The sequence below is a fragment of the Nitrososphaera sp. genome (assembly GCF_050748925.1).
Taxonomy (GTDB): Archaea; Thermoproteota; Nitrososphaeria; order Nitrososphaerales; family Nitrososphaeraceae; genus Nitrososphaera.
Window position 1 is genome coordinate 1 of record NZ_JBOGQF010000030.1, and the last position, 14834, is coordinate 14834.

Consider the following 14834-nt stretch of genomic DNA (forward strand, 5'->3'; position numbering starts at 1 on the left):
AACTTACGGATTGCGTCTCTCAAGCATCACGATAGATGCAGACGGCTCGCCTTCCGGTTATATAGCATGGTACAACCACTCGGCCAACCTTAGCAGGATACGCGCGCTCCGCCCTTCTCTCAAAAACGACAGGTACGGCGTGCAGAGGATGGAGATGCTGGCCATCTATTTCGCGCTTGCCGACAACCAACGCCACATCCGCCACGTGGCAGAAGGCCAAAAGAAAAAGCACCTTATCGTCAACATAAGGAGCGACTCAAAGACAAGCGTGGAACAGCTGCAGGGTATCTCTGAAATCCGCGACTCACTCATGAAGAGGATATGCTCTGCCATCCGCAAGCTCCTCGACCGCATGACCTACATGACGGTCTTTAACCACCTTGACAGGACGCGGAACATCGCCGGCCTGCTCCTTGAGCGGAGGCGCAGAAAGGAGGAAGAGAGGCGCTTGACACACCTCTATGAAAAGGCCTTTGTGATGTCGCCTCTGGAAAAGATGTTCTCGTACGGCATGGCAACGACGGCCTAGCCTGCCACTCAAGAGCAAGATTTTGACCTCTAACTATATTAACTCACTCACAATAGTAGTAACGAAATAACCTGTTGCAGGATCCTCAGCCGCAGCGGATGACCAAGGTTATGGGCCATTCGATACGATATCTTGACTACGGCCGGCCAAATGAAGGCGCCAAGGACTTGGTGCTCCTCCACGGCATAGGCGCCTCGTCAGAGAGGTGGCTCCGCGTCGCCCCGACGCTTTCAAGATACTTCCGCGTCCTTGTGCCGGACATCATCGGGTTTGGCTACAGCGACAAGCCGACCGTCGAATATACAATGAATTTTTTCCAGGACTTTCTCGCCGGCTTTTTTGAGAGCCTGCGGGTCTCCCGGCCAAGCGTCATTGCCTCCTCGTTTGGCGGCCATATTGCCGCAGAATATGCGATAAGGAACGCGCGCAGCCTGGAAAAGCTTGTGCTCGTGTCTTCAGCCGGCATGATGAGGACATCGACGCCCGTGCTTGACGGCTACATAATGGCCGCGCTCTACCCGACTTATGAAAATGCGTTCAACGCCTTCCGGGCGATGGCGCACGACTCTGCGTCCGTCACCGAAGAGACGGTGGCAGACTTTGTGAACCGCATGAGGCTCCCAAACGCAAAATACGCGTTCATGTCGACGCTCCTTGGCATCAGGTACGCGCCGGCCCTCCGGGGCAGGCTGTCTGGCATCGTGGCCCCCACGCTTGCGATGTGGGGCGACAACGACAAGATGATACCCGTCCAGTACGCAAAGGAGTTCCGAGAAATTCCCGGCAGCGAGCTTGTGGTGATAAAGGACTGCGGGCACACGCCCTACGTCGAAAAGCCAATGACCTTTAACAGAATAGTGCTAAAATTCCTGGCCGGCAAAGAAGTGATGCTCTAGCCTTCTTTACGTTTTTTACGCTCTATCGGGATGACGATAACCTGCACCAGATCGCCGTCTTCGATGTCCAGTGCCTGCCTCTCTGCCTCCGGGATTGATATCCTGCCACCGCTCTGCACAGTCGTCTTGAACATGGCGTTGTAAAAGCTCATGCCCTTGAGCATGGTAAAGTAGTTCTGCATCGCGTCCGTCTGGAAAGACGAGAACTGCCTGGCAAGGTCCTTCTGGGCCTCGCCGCCCTTTTCCATGACCTTCTTGAACGCTTCGACTGGGTCTGCCGGATTGTCGCTCATTATAAGCAGTGATACCCCGTCATTTATTTAAGTTAGCGGCGGGCGAAAGTTCAATAACTCTTTTGCCCGCTAGCAGCACGTGCGGCCGTCGCTTGTCCACAATTTCAACCCAGAGACGAGCATCAACAGCGGCCAGGCGTTCCTGTGGCAGCAGGTAAACAAGAACTGGTATGGCGTCCACGGCGATTGCATCGTGAAATTCTCAAAGTCCGATGACGAGTTTGAATTCTCTTCTTTTCCCGAGCGAAAAGGCGTCGAGCGCGACCTGTTCCGGCTCGACGACGACATTGACTCTATATCTGCTGAAATGTCACGCGACCCTCTCATTGCGGGCCTTTTGAAAACGTACGGCGGCCTGCGCCTGATGAGGCAGGACCCGGAGCAATGCCTCTTTTCGTTCGTCTGCGCAAGCAACACAAACATCCCGATGATAAGGAGGATGCTCTACACCCTTGCGAAAAAGTACGGGCAAAAGGTATTTACTGACGGCATGGAGTTCCACACTTTTCCTTCTTCAAAGGCGATGAGCAAGGTATCTGAAAGCGAGCTGCGCGCCTGCGGCCTGGGCTACCGGGCAAAGGCGATAAGGGCCGTCGCGCAGGGCATCAAAGCAGGCACGCTCGATCTTGTACTACTCAAAAAAGCCGGCTATGCAGACGCCAAGCAAGAGCTGCTAAAGATATACGGCGTAGGGCCCAAGATAGCCGACTGCGTGCTCCTCTTTTCACTTGACAAGCTGGAGGCGTTCCCAATCGACGTTTGGATAGCCCGGGCCCTTGCCACCCACTATGACTGGCTGGGCAAGTTTGGGGAAAAACTGACAGCCCGGCAGTACGAGGCGTTGTCTGAAAGCGCGAGGAAGCACTTCGGACGCCATGCCGGCTATGCCCAGCAGTACCTTTACTATCACATGCGGCAGGGCAAAAAGTGGTAGCTATTGCGTCAGGTCGTGGATGCTTCTGCGGATGATGAGCCTTGCTTCCGGAGAGACGCCGTACTGTTCCAAGACGGCGCCGGGGTCGCGTATCAGCGTATTGCGGAAATCTGGCTCGCTTGCGGCTTTAAGCAGGATTTCACTTATTATCTCGGCTTCCTTCTCTCGGCGCTCCAAGGATAGCCGCTAAAGGGCGTTCAATATTTAATCTTAATGCACGATTGGTCTTGCCAACAAAATGGTTGCTGTTTGAAAAGTATTGTTGACTCGGCTCCATAAAGCAAATCCTGGGATTCACCTGTAGGATTGAGCGTAGGGATAGAGCTGGTAGGCGACCTTGGGTACCTGCTCATAGTGTGCGCCGGGGTGGGCGCGCTAGCCTACATCTTTAAACAGCCGATGATCCTCGGCTTTCTTGTCGCAGGCATACTGATAGGGCCTTTCGGGCCTTTTCCACTGATAAAAAGCACGGAAATGCTCCACAGCTTTACCGACATTGCGATTGTTCTCCTGCTCTTTGGCGTCGGCCTTGCGTTCCCGCTAAAGCAGCTGCGTGCGATTGGCAAGCTGGGCGCCGGCATCGCGGTTATCGAAGTCCTTGTGATGCTTGGCATTGGCTTTGCCGTGGGCGCGGGCCTTGGCTGGTCGTTCTATGACGCCATGTTCCTTGCGGCCGCGCTGTCGATAAGCTCTACTGCCATCATTGTCAAGGTGCTTGAAGATATGGGCAAGATGGATGCGACGTCGTCCATCCTCATGATAGGCGTCCTTGTAATCGAAGACCTCGTGGCAGTCGTCATGATAAGCGCCATGCACTCTGGAGTGGTGAGCGGCTCTTTTGACATAATGCAGATACTGACCACCATTGGCCAGATAGGGCTCTTTATTGGCGGCACCATAGCGGCCGGCGTCCTTCTGATGCCCAAGCTCTTTTCGCTCATCTCGAAACTGGAACGGTACGAGATAACGGTCATGTTCGCCCTTGGCACCGCGTTTGGCCTTTCGTTCCTCTCTCACGAGCTTGGCTTTTCTGCCGCGACAGGGGCGTTTCTTGCCGGCGTCATAATCGCGGGGACAAAGTTCTCCGACCAGGTGTCTACGCTCATCTCGCCGACGCGCGAGATCTTTACCGCGATATTTTTTGTCACAATAGGGGCGCTCATGGACCTGTCTGCGATATCGCAGTTCTGGATACCTGTGGCTATAATAACGGTGGTGACAATACTTGGCAAGTTTGCCGCAGTCTATGGCGGCGTGAGGGTATTTGGCTTTGACAAGCAGTTTGCGATAGGGATAGGCCTGAGCATGGCGCAGCTGGGCGAGTTCTCGCTTATCGTGCTAAAGACGGGTCAGGACCTCGGCGTGATAAGCGCGTTCCTCTTCCCGATAGTTGGGACTGTAGTCGTAATAACCACGTTCATAGGGCCTTTACTGGTCAAGTTTGGAACGCGCCTGGTAGCCGTCTACGAATAATTGTTAAAGCCCCAGTTCAGGAAAGTTCGCCTGCTTTACTCCCAGCTCGCCCTGCAGCGTCCTGATCTTTTTGGCGTACTCCTCCATCTTTGTGCGGTCGTTCTGGACCTTGGCTATCCTGTAGCCCTTCCATGCCTTCTTCAGCGCCCCCCACGTCTGGCCTTTTGTAAAGTTCCCCCTAGAACTCATCACCTCATGCGAAGTGGGTCGTAAGATATAAGATTTGTCAGTCTGCGCTGTCAGGCCACTGGCAGGCTGAATGCAAAGGTTGCACCCTTGCCGTTTTCGTTGTTGCGCGCCCATATCTTGCCGCCGTGCGACTGCACCACGCTTTTAGCTATGAAAAGCCCGAGGCCAGTGCCCTTCTCTGATTTGCTGGCAAACTTTGAGAATAACGTCGGGAATATCTCTGGATCAATTCCCCTGCCGCTGTCCCTGATGCTGACTATTGCAAAGCCGTCAATGACCTCGGCACTTGGCAGTATGGTGCCTTCTTTTGTAAATTTTATCGCGTTATCCAGCAGGTTGTATATGACCTGCGCTATCCTCGCCCTGTCCGCGTTCACGCTGACGCATCCTTTTGGCGCAAAGGATATTCGCAGCCTGTCCCTGTGGACGATGAGGCTCCTGGCGTCTTCGACTGCCTTCCCTATAACTTGGTTCACATCGAACGATTCTTTGTGCATCTGCAAAGACCTGCTTTCGATCCTTGTCACGTCAAGGATGTTTTCTGACAACTGGCGCAGCCTTTCCGCATTCCTTATTATGATGTTGACAAGCTCGCGGTTCTGCTCATCCGTTATCCTGTGGAGTAGTATCTCCGACATCCCAATTATCGGCTGCATTGGGGACCGGAGCTCGTGAGCGGCAATGTCGATGAACTCTTTTTGCATCCTATCATGCACCTCCAGCTGCTCGTACAGCTGCGCCTGCTTCCACAATGTATTGAATATTGAAACATAGGTCTGGACTGTGGCCTTGCTGTTTGAAAAAGTAGCGAGTCCCATTGCCTCGATTGAGGTTTCTTTTGTGTCGTCTTTTACTTCTACCGCCAGCGAATAAGTGCTATCCACGACCAGGAGCGAAGTCGTGGTCTGGGATGCAGGATGCACATGCTGTACCACAATCCTGCCGGCGCATTGCGGCTGGCGGGCAAGCCTCTCCACAAAAGACCTCACTTCATCGCTAAACGGGGTCAGGATTTTCGCAGTTATGCCCACCTTTTCTATTTCCTTTGTCAACAACTTCAGGGCGCCGGCCCGCTCTTGGCGCTGAAACGCATTGGCGGTGGAGAACATTATCAGGACCTCCTTTCTGGCTCCTTTCAGGATGTCGTATGCAAGCGCCTGTATCCTGACCGGGTCTTTTATGGTCTCGATGAACTCGGGTTTTATTCCCTCCTCAATTTCCCTGATTCTTTCGCTGGCGGGGATGGCCTTTTCCCAGAACGCGTCAAAGATGTACTGCCCCTGCCTCACCATCTCCGGGACATTGCTGTATATGACCTCTGTCAGGGGCTTGGCTTTTGCAAGGACCGTCGTGGCCATGTACTCCCCTTCAGTCACCGCTATGCCTCCTTTGATGTCGCTCAGGTGGCGCAGCTCGTCAACCATTCCTGCCAGTCTTTTGCAATATCTGATATTCTCTTTTGTGATGTCAGTTATGGCCCTTATCCTGCCGCCCCTTTTCCTGATGCCTTCATAGCCTTTCCTGTAAGCGTCGATTTCAACTACTATGGACGCGCCTCTGGTGTCAAAGTAAATGTCCATTCGCTTTTTCGCATTTGACATGAATTCGATTCCTCTTCCTACTGCTTTTTCGGCCCCGTACAGCATTTCGGTCAAGGCCCTGTCGTTTCTGACACTCAGCGAGACCATGGGATTTCACTCACCAGAGGAAATACTGCACTGGATGATAAAAGACTCTTGGCGCCCCAGGACAAAGCTATTGGTTCTGTAGTTAGCATTATTCATCCCGCAATGGCGCTTTTGACTATACCCATGAATGCTTCGAGCTCGACAGGCTTTCTGATCACGTCCTTTGCCCTGACGCCTGGCAGCACCGTAACGAGTTCATCGGCCGCGTCTAGGGCCGAGATGAAGATGACCTTGGCATCCGGGTTTGCCAGCTTGACTTTCTGATAAACCTGAAGGCCGTTGACCGGCTTCATTCTGATGTCTGTAAGCACCAGTCCATAGTGCGTCGGGACCCTGCCAAAGTGCTCCATTGCAGATACGGGATCCGAGAATGCACTGACGTTGAACCCGTGATCGATCAGAAACAGCCTGTACGTCAAAAGAGCGTCCCGCTCGTCGTCAATGAGCAGAATATTGGGGGATTTATGCATGCTCTCCTTTGCAACCGGTCTGGCCTCTGACGGCGTATTCTGCAACATCTGCCGGAAAAATACGTCAATCTCTTCTTTTTGGGTGCCTTGAAGGTCATGGTCGCCGTCAACAAGAATCTGCCTGAATTGACTGCCGAGCCAAGTCAGAGAAACGGTGCCAGAATCTCGTGAATAGCTGACCCACTGCAGCATCTTTAGGAATCCAGATACCTCATCATTGTAGCATAATTAAGGCCAGTCTTGCCTGCCAGAGACGTCTTTTTCGTGCTGCCTCCAAATGAAAGGACCGTCAGCATCCTCTTTATGACATCAACCGAAAAAGAGTCATTCTTCAAGCCTAATCCGCCTCCTAGAGCGCGAATGGCGCCACCAGAGGTGAAATTTTCGAATACATGAGCTAGTATCAAGGACGAATTATTTAAGAAATCTGTTACCCTTGTTAGATTTTCTACTTGGAATACACAAGATTGTAATGATGGAATCCCGCTGATTCATCGACGCATAGCCAATGATGCTCATCAAGTGCTGAGCAGGCCTTATTATTTCTGCAATAAAGAACACTCTCATGTCAGCCAATTGGATTAAATCCAAAGCTAGCAACAATAGAGAGGCCACTTCCTGCAAATGCGACGTGACATGCGTCCTGTGCATTTCTATAGCTGCCTTTGTCGTGCTAATTCCTCTTGCCGCATATCCAGCGCTGTTTCAGACTGGCATGGGGCAAAGCGACGCCGGGCAGTCCAGGTTGGAAAGGGTCGTTTCTGTCCAGTCTGAAGAAAAAACTCTCGTAACTCGGGGCGGCGTGGTGATAAACGAGCTATCCACGCCTGCATACGGAGATGCGACCGTCGTAACACGCGGCGGCATAGCAGTAAACAATGTCCACCCTGCGAACTCTGAAAGCAAAATCGTCCTGTCCAATCCTGCATCCGCGGGCCCGCAAAACGCCGCGTATGGAGTGATCCCGCTTTTGATAGCCGCGCTTGTGACAGGCACTTTCCTGACCATGCATGAGCGCAGAAAATATGGGATGGCTATTGCCCCCGGGATGGAAAAACACGGATACCCGTAGGAATTTCAGGCATTAGTTCAGTCTGGTAATGGGCTGAAAAGATAAAAAGGAAAAAGGGGAGAGGCTTGCGCCTACTCTGTCACATACGCGCGCTCGCCGTGCTGCGAAAGGTCGAGGCCTACTTCCTCTTCCTTTGGAGTCACGCGTATGCCGCCTGGCCACACTGCGTCCATTATCTTGATAATGGCCGCCGTGATGCCCATTGCCCACGCAAGCGCCGCGAACGCGCCAACTGCATTCTCGTAGAGCTGCGCCGGGTTGCCAAACGCAAGGCCGTTGTCCCCCCACGGGGTGAACCTCTTTTCTGCAAGGATGCCTGTCAAGAGCGCGCCTGCAAGGCCGCCGATTCCGTGTACTCCCCATGTGTCCAGGGCATCGTCCCACTTGCGCTTGTTCTTGAAGGCGACTGCCGCGTAGCAGACTATCGAGGCTACGATGCCTATCACGATTGCAGACATTGGGGACACGAATCCCGAAGCCGGCGTGATGGCCACAAGCCCTGCTACTGCGCCAGACGCTGCTCCTACGGTGGATGGCCTTCCGGTGTGCGCCCATGATATGAGCGCCCATGTGACTGCCGCCATGCCTGTCGCAATCTGGGTGGCAACGAACGCGCTTGTTGCGTTCGTCGCAGCAGCTGCCGCTGAGCCTGCGTTAAAGCCGAACCAGCCTGTCCACAGCAAAGCGGCGCCAAGCACAACGAGTGAGACGTTGTGAGGCTCCATCGGAACCTTGCCATAGCCCAGCCTGCGGCCAAGCATCAGTGCGATGACAAGCCCAGACCAGCCCGAGGTGATGTGGATGACCGTTCCGCCTGCAAAGTCAAGTGCGCCAACGCATCCGCCCCATCCAAAGCCACAGTAGCCTGGGGTCATGCCATAGTTGTCAGCCGCGGTGATCTGCCATGTCCAGTGCGCTGCAAAGTCATAGACGAATGTTGCCCAGATGACGATAAAGATGATGAACGCGCTGAATTTCATCCTCTCTGCCAGCGACGCTACGATAAGCGCGGGCGTGATGATGGCGAACATCATCTGGAATATCATGTATGTCTGGTGCGGGATCGTGTATCCTGTTATGCCTCCATAGGCGTTGGAAGGGACATCGTGGAGCACGTTTTCCAGGCCCACCCAATCCAGAGTTCCAATGAAGCCGTAGCCGCCCGCATCAGGTCCAAAGGCCAGAGTGTAGCCAAACAATACATATTGTATTGCGATAACGCCTGTGGTGATGAATACCATGTGTAGGGTGCTCACTGCGTTCTTTTGCCTTGCAAGGCCGCCGTAGAACATTGCGAGCCCTGCGGGTGTCATCATGAGCAACAGCGCGGACGAGGTGAGCATCCATGCGTTGTCACCTGCGTTTATCTCACAGGGGACAAGGTTCTGGTTTCCCTCTTCGTCCGTTTCTATTACAAAGCTGCCATCCTCGTTTGTCTGGAAGCAGTGGTACTTCACTGCCGGGTCATCTGGGGCATACGCAAATGCGCTGCCGGTCATCCCGGCGCCTGAAAGCGCAACAAGCAACGCGGCCAGACCTGCCAGACCGATTTTTGAGTTGAGTAAAGTCTTCACTTTACTGTCTGCAATCATGAAAGACAAAGCAAAGAGGTTTGAATAAAAGCATTTAGTTAAATTTCCGAGAGTGCGCAGGTATTTTGAATTATCATGAAATGCATGTGAGTATCCACACTTGAAATAGTTCGATATTTAGCGTAAAATCTGCATTTTATGATACGGGAGCTTATATTTAAAATACCTGCATTTCTTCGCCTGATTGACATAAATATGTGCAAGAGGCACCTCAACAGGTGACCGCGCTGGACGATAAAGTGCAGGACTGGAAGCAAAGCGTAGTCACGCATATAACGTCTTCAGACGACCCGTCCAAGCTTGCGGATCATGCCCTCCATCTCGCAAGGATCCTTGCGTATCCTGACATTGACGTCAAAAAGACGCTTGAAGGCATCGACGTGATGAGCCAGCACGTCGTGCAGGCGCTGAAAAAGACGGCAAGCACGCCCCCCAGGCCGACCCAGGTCATTGAAGGCCTCAACAACTACCTGTTCAACGATTTAAAGTTCCGGCCAAACACCGACGACTATTACAATCCGCTCAATAGCTACCTCAACGTCGTGCTGGAGCGCAAGGCCGGGATACCAATCACGCTTTCGATACTCTACATGCGGGTCGCGCAGGGCGCCGGCTTTGCGCTGGAGCCTGTCAATTTCCCCGCGCATTTCCTGGTCAAGCACGTGATGGAAGGAGACAACGGCGAGATTATCGTGGACCCGTTCAACGGCGGCAGGATAATGGATGACTATGCCCTCAAGGCGCTGCTGGAGCGGTCGTACCCGCGGCAAAACATTTCACTCACCCGTGTCTTTGTGGAAAAGGCCACGGTCGCACAGGTGGTGGTGCGAATGCTCAACAACCTGAAGGGAAGCTACTACGAGGCGCAGGACATGGAAAAATACGAGCTGGCAAACGAGATGGTGCTTGCCATAGACCAGTACAACCCGGACGCCATCCGCGACAAGGGCATAGCGCTGTTGAAAAAGGGCATGGTGGAAGACGCGCTCAACGTCCTCAACATGTACCTGGAAGTCGACCCTGAAGCCGCAGACGCCGACGAGGTGTTAGACATCATACGGCAGATACGCTCAGGCAAGAGCGAGCAATGAGCAAGTATTTCCTCATAGGCATGGTGCTTTTGGCGGCAGGTGCGACGTCGGCAGTGCTTTTGAATGTGCAGGGCGCGTCCTGCTTATCGCAATTGGCAAGGCTTGACCGGTCGACCATGCCTGCCGGGGCTGCAGACCTTGAGCGTGACTGCTTTATCGTCACCAATTCCTACGTCTACTCTCTTTTTGCAGCCGTCATCGGCGCTGCGGTCCTTGCATACTGGTACTGGAAGAAAAGGCAATAAGTCTCTGCGCGCTGCAGTTAGGCGTGGACTCGCTTGAAAAGATTGCAGCCGAGGTGATGGGCTGTCCCCTGTGCAAGCTGGCTCGTACGAGAAAGAACGCCGTGCCCGGCGAGGGCCAGCTGGCTGCAAAGATACTGTTTATCGGCGAGGCGCCGGGGCGGAGCGAGGACGAAAAGGGCAGGCCGTTTGTGGGGGCCGCCGGCAAGATACTTGACGACATGCTCGCCAAGGCCGGCATCGAAAGGTCGCAGGTTTTTATCACAAACGTGGTAAAGTGCAGGCCCCCAAACAACCGCGTGCCTGAAGACGACGAAGTGGCGGCGTGCCACCCGTACCTGGAAAGGCAGCTTGCGCTTGTACGCCCCCGGATAATCTGCATCCTTGGCCGGACCGCATATTCGTCGATACTCGGCGGGGGCTCTATAACCGCAAACCGCGGCAAGATAATCGAAAAGGCGGGCCAGAAATACTTTCTCACTATCCACCCAGCTGCCGCTATTTACAACAGGAGCATGCTCGGGCTCCTGGAGGCTGACCTGAAAAAGCTTGCCAAGGAGGTCAAAAAGCCGGAAGGCAAGGGCAAGGCTTCGCTGGAGGATTTTATGTGATCTTGGAAGAATCTTTTTACAGCCGGGCGACCGTGCAGGTGGCAAGCGACCTTATCGGCTGCCTCCTTGTGCGCACCCTAGGCCTCGATGGAAGAAGGCAGAGGCTGGCCGGCGTCATCGTCGAGACGGAGGCATATGGCCATGCCGACGACCCTGCAAGCCACGCATGCAGGGGCATGACGCGCAGAAACGAAGCGATGTTTGGCAGGGTAGGGCGCTCGTACGTCTATTTCACGTACGGAAACCACCACTGCCTCAACGTCTCAGCTCGCTCGCCTGACGCCGCGGCGGGCGCAGTGCTGATACGGGGCGTCGAGCCAGTGGAAGGGGTTGAGGAGATGGGCAGGTTCCGCCAGGTCGGCGACTTGCGCCTGCTTGCGTCCGGCCCCGGCAGGCTGGCGCAGGCCATGCAGATAACGCTCGCCCACAATGGCGTCGACATGACAGACCCCGGGTCTGGGCTGTGCATACTGCGGGGGCCAAAAAGGGATGTGGCGGCAACTGCAAGGATAGGGATAACCAAGGCCGCCGAGAGGCCGTGGCGCTTTGTCGACCCGCAAAGCCCGTTCCTTTCAAGAAAGGCGCGTAGCTACAGCTAGCTTGCGGGTAAAAACAAGCTCCTTGACTGGTTTTTTACCAGACGCCGGAAGGCAGTGGCAATGCCAAATACATACAACATTACGATGGATGATGAAAAGGCCGAGACCAAGCCGGAAGTGTTGTTCAGGATTTACGGCGCGATAGAGGCGCAGGCAAGGCAGGCAGCCCCGCCCGCAATAAGCCACGAGCTGCGCATATCACAGGATGCAAAAATAAAGACGAGGTTCTACATCGCAGTGTCTGACAGGATGGCCCCGCACCTCGTGGCCTCGATACAAAAGCAGGTTGACACGTACGGGTATGGGCTGAAATCCTATTTCTACAAACTGCAGGAGCAGCTGATGGCGCAAATGTTTGCAGGCGCCAAGGACACGATAGAGATATCCCTCAAGTAGCAGGCCTGCGCTCGATCGAAGCCTCGTATTCTCGCTCGATCGCCTTTCTCATTTTTTCCCCGTCTATTCTGGCCTTTAGCATGGCGGCAATCGACGCTCCGCCGGCCCCGACGCCTTCCTTGACAAAGCCGCCGGCAAACGCCTGCAGCCCCGGCTTGGCCGACTCGCCAAGGTGAAGGTCGCACGCAAGAACCGGCACCCTTGCCACCGCCCTGACCAGCCCCGCAAGGTCTGCCGACCTGTCGCCGGCGACGTAGCAAGTCGTCCCTATGCACGCCCTGCCAAGCGGCGTGCCGATTTTTTTCATTATTGCCAGCACCGCCGCCATCTGCGTCCCGCCTGCGAGCATAACCCTGCCTCCTTCATCTATTGCGCCTGCCGCGATGCCTGCCACTGCAGGCATCATGGGGTCGCCATAGCGCGCAACCGCCTCGATGGGGTTGTCAGGCTTGCCTGCGCGGGCATACGCAGAGGCAACCACGCGGTTCTTTAGCTCGTGGGGGTTGTCGGGCATGCTGCTGCTCACCTTGAACCTCCCATCCACCCCGAGGGCCCCAAGCACGGCAAGTGCCGTGGTGGTCCCGCCCGGTATGCTCTCGCCCACAACAACGAGGTCAGACGCCCTTGCCAGCTGCGCGCCAAGCGTCCTGCCGTATGCAAGGGCTCTTTCAACCTCTTCGACAGGCATCGCATCTTCCTTGGCAATGTTGCCCCCCGGACTGGTGCCAAACGATATCGCAGGAACGGCGGGCTTGACCTTGGCTCCTGAATCCACTACCAGCAGCGGGATGCTGGCAGCCTGCAGGGCCGCCCTTGTGATGAGCGCCGGGGTGGGCTTGCCATCAGGAGTCGCGGGGACGACCGGTATGCACCTGCACCGGCCGTAGTGGAGGAACTCGGCGTCTGCCGGCGACGTGAACTTGACCATCCCAGGGTTGGCGCCGGCCACCGTAAGGCCGGGGATCTCGCTTGTGGCCGTGTGCGAAATGACGCAGACAAACACGGGGCTGGATGCCGAGAATCTTGCTATTGCCTGCCTGCTCCCTGCGATGTCGCCCAATGCTCAGTCACCAACGCCCATGAACTCTAGGAATTCCTGCTCGGTGCGGGGCTGGAGCACATGGTTGAGTTTCTTCTCGCGCCCTATCGTGGACGTGGGCGAAGGACCATAGTTGTGGCCAGGGTACATCACGAGCTTTTCGTCAAGGTGAGCCACCTTTTCAAACAGGCTGTGGTACATTTCTCTTGGGTCGCTCCCCGGCAGGTCTACCCTGCCGCAGTTGCCGACAAAGAGCGTGTCGCCCGTAAAGACAATGCCGTCCGTTATCAGGCAGACGCTGTCCTTGGAGTGGCCCGGCGTGTGGACGACCTTGATTTCGATGCTGCCGACCTTTATCATGTCGCCTTCGGAAATTGCAATATCCTTGTCAAGCTGCGACGAAGCATGCTGGATTATCTTTGCGCCTGTCACCTTGGCTACCTGCTCGTTGCCAAGCACGTGGTCAAAATGCGAATGCGTGTTTATCACGTATTTTGCGGTCCAGCCGTTCTTCTTGAGTGCCGAGAACACCTCGTCAAGGTCCCACGACGGGTCGATGACGGCCGCCTCGTCGGTTTCCTCATCGGCAATGATGTAGCAATAGTTAGCCATCTGCCCTACGGGTATCTGCAGGACCTTCAAAGCACTCCCCTCTCTGCCTCTGGCGGAATGCCTATCCGCTCGACGTGTACCGGACCGGTGAATTTTTTCCTACCCGAAAGGCCCTTTTTCATGCGGTGGAAGGTTATGGTGGCGTCGGCCCTGACGCACTTGTCGTACGTCTTGCCAGTGTTGGGGTCCATCCCTGAAGGCACGTCGACTGCAAGGACAAAGGCTTTTGACTTGTTTATCAGGTCGATCGCCGTCGCATGCGGGTCGCGGATCTCGCGCTTGATCCCGGTGCCAAACATGCTGTCAAGGATGACGCCTGCCGACATGATGCGCTTTTTGACATCTTCCGTAATCTCGTTTCCAAACATTATTTCCACTGAATCCATCTTTTCAATGATGCCCCAGTTGAGCCGCGCCTCTTCGCTCTTCAGGTCCGACGGGCTACCGAGCAGTATGGCGGTAACCTTGGCGCCATAGCCCGCAAGGTGGCGCGACGCCACAAAGCCGTCGCCCCCGTTGTTGCCGGTGCCGCAGACGGCGACCACCTTTTTGTTTTCCAGTTTCCTGAACCTGCCTGCGACAAGGTCGGCTATGCCGTGGCCGGCGTTTTCCATCATCAAGAACCTGCGCATCCCGATGCCTGAGTGGCCGTTTTCCTCTATCCTGTACATCTGGTCCGAAGTGATGGCGCCGACTTTCACGAGATGCCAAACGGGCGCGCCGATATAAAACCTAACCATTCAAAAACTTTTTCATGTCGTCGCTGAGGTTCGCTACGTCGCCAAAGGTGAGGCTTTCCTTGCCTCCGCCCTGCCTTGTCCACGTGATGTATCCGTCGTTGTCGACAATGATGGAGCCGAGCCTCTGGAGGTACCGCAAAATCACGTTTATCTTGTAGTCGCTCATCGAGGGAAGGATCCTGCCGAGGTCGCGCAGCCTCGGGTAGCCTTCAAACCTGTTGATGGCTTCCAGGAATTCGCTGACCTCCTGCTCTGTTACCTCGTTTGCCGGCCTTGCCTTTCTGTCAGGCTTTTTCCGCTTCACGCCGGAAATTCAAGCGTCGCCTTTTCCAGCCTCAATATGGGGACATAGAGCGATTGGGCGTCGG

Annotated in this window: 21 protein-coding genes; 10 read left to right on the forward strand and 11 right to left on the reverse strand. The window is 55.0% G+C overall.

Going from position 1 to position 14834, the window contains the following annotated elements; genetic code table 11:
- Together ACREAY_RS04000 and ACREAY_RS04005 are read left to right on the forward strand one after the other, a co-directional pair.
- The coding region (locus tag ACREAY_RS04000) for a hypothetical protein (RefSeq protein ID WP_431754471.1) at positions 1 to 529 on the forward strand (529 nt) is incomplete at its 5' end.
- Positions 530 to 627: 98 nt separating this feature from the next.
- Positions 628 to 1425 (forward strand): alpha/beta fold hydrolase, encoded by a 798-nt coding sequence (locus ACREAY_RS04005; protein ID WP_431754472.1) that lies wholly within the window; start codon positions 628 to 630, stop codon positions 1423 to 1425.
- On the opposite strand, the gene ACREAY_RS04010 is transcribed toward ACREAY_RS04005, so the two are convergent.
- Positions 1422 to 1718 (reverse strand): AbrB/MazE/SpoVT family DNA-binding domain-containing protein, encoded by a 297-nt coding sequence (locus tag ACREAY_RS04010; RefSeq protein WP_431754473.1) that lies wholly within the window; start codon positions 1716 to 1718, stop codon positions 1422 to 1424. The genes ACREAY_RS04005 and ACREAY_RS04010 overlap by 4 nt on opposite strands.
- A 79-nt stretch (positions 1719 to 1797) precedes the next feature.
- Here ACREAY_RS04010 and ACREAY_RS04015 point away from each other — a divergent pair, with 79 nt between their 5' ends.
- Positions 1798 to 2652, forward strand: a complete 855-nt coding sequence (locus ACREAY_RS04015; RefSeq protein WP_431754474.1) for a DNA-3-methyladenine glycosylase family protein — start codon at positions 1798 to 1800, stop codon at positions 2650 to 2652.
- Here ACREAY_RS04015 and ACREAY_RS04020 read toward each other — a convergent pair whose 3' ends face one another.
- The gene (locus tag ACREAY_RS04020) at positions 2653 to 2829 is read right to left on the reverse strand and encodes a hypothetical protein (protein WP_431754475.1); all 177 of its coding nucleotides are present in this window, start codon (positions 2827 to 2829) and stop codon (positions 2653 to 2655) included.
- A 129-nt stretch (positions 2830 to 2958) separates the two neighbouring features.
- On the opposite strand from ACREAY_RS04020, the gene ACREAY_RS04025 reads away from it, so the two are divergent.
- Complete coding sequence (locus ACREAY_RS04025; RefSeq protein ID WP_431754476.1) at positions 2959 to 4125, forward strand: cation:proton antiporter; 1167 nt, start codon at positions 2959 to 2961, stop codon at positions 4123 to 4125.
- A 3-nt stretch (positions 4126 to 4128) separates the two neighbouring features.
- Here the strand turns inward: ACREAY_RS04025 and ACREAY_RS04030 are convergent, their stop codons facing one another.
- From ACREAY_RS04030 to ACREAY_RS04045, 4 genes are all read right to left on the reverse strand, one after another.
- Positions 4129 to 4314 carry a hypothetical protein gene (locus ACREAY_RS04030; protein ID WP_431754477.1) on the reverse strand — a complete coding sequence of 62 codons (186 nt, stop codon included), beginning with the start codon at positions 4312 to 4314 and terminating at the stop codon, positions 4129 to 4131.
- Positions 4315 to 4364: 50 nt separating this feature from the next.
- Positions 4365 to 6002, reverse strand: coding sequence for a sensor histidine kinase (locus tag ACREAY_RS04035; RefSeq protein WP_431754478.1), 1638 nt, complete (start codon positions 6000 to 6002; stop codon positions 4365 to 4367).
- A gap of 92 nt (positions 6003 to 6094) precedes the next feature.
- On the reverse strand, positions 6095 to 6664 hold the full coding sequence (locus ACREAY_RS04040) for a response regulator (protein ID WP_431754479.1): 570 nt from the start codon (positions 6662 to 6664) through the stop codon (positions 6095 to 6097).
- Positions 6665 to 6666: 2 nt separating this feature from the next.
- Positions 6667 to 6807 carry a hypothetical protein gene (locus tag ACREAY_RS04045; RefSeq protein ID WP_431754480.1) on the reverse strand — a complete coding sequence of 47 codons (141 nt, stop codon included), beginning with the start codon at positions 6805 to 6807 and terminating at the stop codon, positions 6667 to 6669.
- 410 nt (positions 6808 to 7217) lie between these two features.
- Between ACREAY_RS04045 and ACREAY_RS04050 the strand changes: the two genes are divergently transcribed.
- The gene (locus tag ACREAY_RS04050) at positions 7218 to 7544 is read left to right on the forward strand and encodes a hypothetical protein (RefSeq protein ID WP_431754481.1); all 327 of its coding nucleotides are present in this window, start codon (positions 7218 to 7220) and stop codon (positions 7542 to 7544) included.
- A gap of 71 nt (positions 7545 to 7615) precedes the next feature.
- On the opposite strand, the gene ACREAY_RS04055 is transcribed toward ACREAY_RS04050, so the two are convergent.
- Positions 7616 to 9136: an ammonium transporter gene (locus ACREAY_RS04055; protein ID WP_431754482.1), complete on the reverse strand. Its 1521-nt coding sequence runs from the start codon at positions 9134 to 9136 to the stop codon at positions 7616 to 7618.
- Positions 9137 to 9354: 218 nt separating this feature from the next.
- Here ACREAY_RS04055 and ACREAY_RS04060 point away from each other — a divergent pair, with 218 nt between their 5' ends.
- From ACREAY_RS04060 to ACREAY_RS04080, 5 genes are read left to right on the forward strand one after another with little or no spacing between them, the layout of a single operon-like run.
- Positions 9355 to 10227, forward strand: a complete 873-nt coding sequence (locus ACREAY_RS04060; RefSeq protein ID WP_431754483.1) for a SirB1 family protein — start codon at positions 9355 to 9357, stop codon at positions 10225 to 10227.
- Complete coding sequence (locus ACREAY_RS04065) at positions 10224 to 10472, forward strand: hypothetical protein (RefSeq protein ID WP_431754484.1); 249 nt, start codon at positions 10224 to 10226, stop codon at positions 10470 to 10472. Before ACREAY_RS04060 ends, ACREAY_RS04065 begins: the two co-directional genes overlap by 4 nt.
- Positions 10473 to 10495: 23 nt before the next feature.
- A complete protein-coding gene (locus tag ACREAY_RS04070) occupies positions 10496 to 11080 on the forward strand; it encodes a uracil-DNA glycosylase (RefSeq protein ID WP_431754485.1) in 585 nt (194 codons plus the stop codon).
- The gene (locus ACREAY_RS04075; RefSeq protein ID WP_431754486.1) at positions 11077 to 11679 is read left to right on the forward strand and encodes a DNA-3-methyladenine glycosylase; all 603 of its coding nucleotides are present in this window, start codon (positions 11077 to 11079) and stop codon (positions 11677 to 11679) included. The genes ACREAY_RS04070 and ACREAY_RS04075 overlap by 4 nt, the downstream gene beginning before the upstream one ends.
- A 60-nt stretch (positions 11680 to 11739) precedes the next feature.
- Positions 11740 to 12075, forward strand: coding sequence for a hypothetical protein (locus ACREAY_RS04080; RefSeq protein WP_431754487.1), 336 nt, complete (start codon positions 11740 to 11742; stop codon positions 12073 to 12075).
- Here ACREAY_RS04080 and cobT read toward each other — a convergent pair.
- Genes cobT through ACREAY_RS04100 form a run of 4 tightly spaced genes read right to left on the reverse strand, consistent with a single transcriptional unit; the run spans position 12068 to position 14770 of the window.
- On the reverse strand, positions 12068 to 13135 hold the full coding sequence (cobT, locus tag ACREAY_RS04085) for a nicotinate mononucleotide-dependent phosphoribosyltransferase CobT (protein WP_431754488.1): 1068 nt from the start codon (positions 13133 to 13135) through the stop codon (positions 12068 to 12070). The two genes, ACREAY_RS04080 and cobT, sit on opposite strands and share 8 nt — an antisense overlap.
- Positions 13136 to 13138: 3 nt before the next feature.
- Entirely contained in the window at positions 13139 to 13756 is a 618-nt protein-coding gene (locus tag ACREAY_RS04090) for a hydroxyacylglutathione hydrolase family protein (RefSeq protein WP_431754489.1), read from the reverse strand.
- Positions 13753 to 14427 carry an NAD(P)H-hydrate epimerase gene (locus ACREAY_RS04095; protein ID WP_431754490.1) on the reverse strand — a complete coding sequence of 225 codons (675 nt, stop codon included), beginning with the start codon at positions 14425 to 14427 and terminating at the stop codon, positions 13753 to 13755. The genes ACREAY_RS04090 and ACREAY_RS04095 overlap by 4 nt, the downstream gene beginning before the upstream one ends.
- A 31-nt stretch (positions 14428 to 14458) precedes the next feature.
- Complete coding sequence (locus tag ACREAY_RS04100) at positions 14459 to 14770, reverse strand: hypothetical protein (RefSeq protein ID WP_431754491.1); 312 nt, start codon at positions 14768 to 14770, stop codon at positions 14459 to 14461.
- Positions 14771 to 14834 lie beyond the last annotated feature (64 nt).

Coding starts and splice junctions, on each gene's coding strand:
- ACREAY_RS04030 (WP_431754477.1), bottom strand. CDS start 4,314: ATGAGTTCTAGGGGGAACTTTACAAAAGGCCAGACGTGGGGGGCGCTG.
- ACREAY_RS04010 (WP_431754473.1), bottom strand. CDS start 1,718: ATGAGCGACAATCCGGCAGACCCAGTCGAAGCGTTCAAGAAGGTCATG.
- ACREAY_RS04055 (WP_431754482.1), bottom strand. CDS start 9,136: ATGATTGCAGACAGTAAAGTGAAGACTTTACTCAACTCAAAAATCGGT.
- ACREAY_RS04005 (WP_431754472.1), top strand. CDS start 628: ATGACCAAGGTTATGGGCCATTCGATACGATATCTTGACTACGGCCGG.
- ACREAY_RS04080 (WP_431754487.1), top strand. CDS start 11,740: ATGCCAAATACATACAACATTACGATGGATGATGAAAAGGCCGAGACC.
- ACREAY_RS04035 (WP_431754478.1), bottom strand. CDS start 6,002: ATGGTCTCGCTGAGTGTCAGAAACGACAGGGCCTTGACCGAAATGCTG.
- ACREAY_RS04040 (WP_431754479.1), bottom strand. CDS start 6,664: ATGCTGCAGTGGGTCAGCTATTCACGAGATTCTGGCACCGTTTCTCTG.
- ACREAY_RS04065 (WP_431754484.1), top strand. CDS start 10,224: ATGAGCAAGTATTTCCTCATAGGCATGGTGCTTTTGGCGGCAGGTGCG.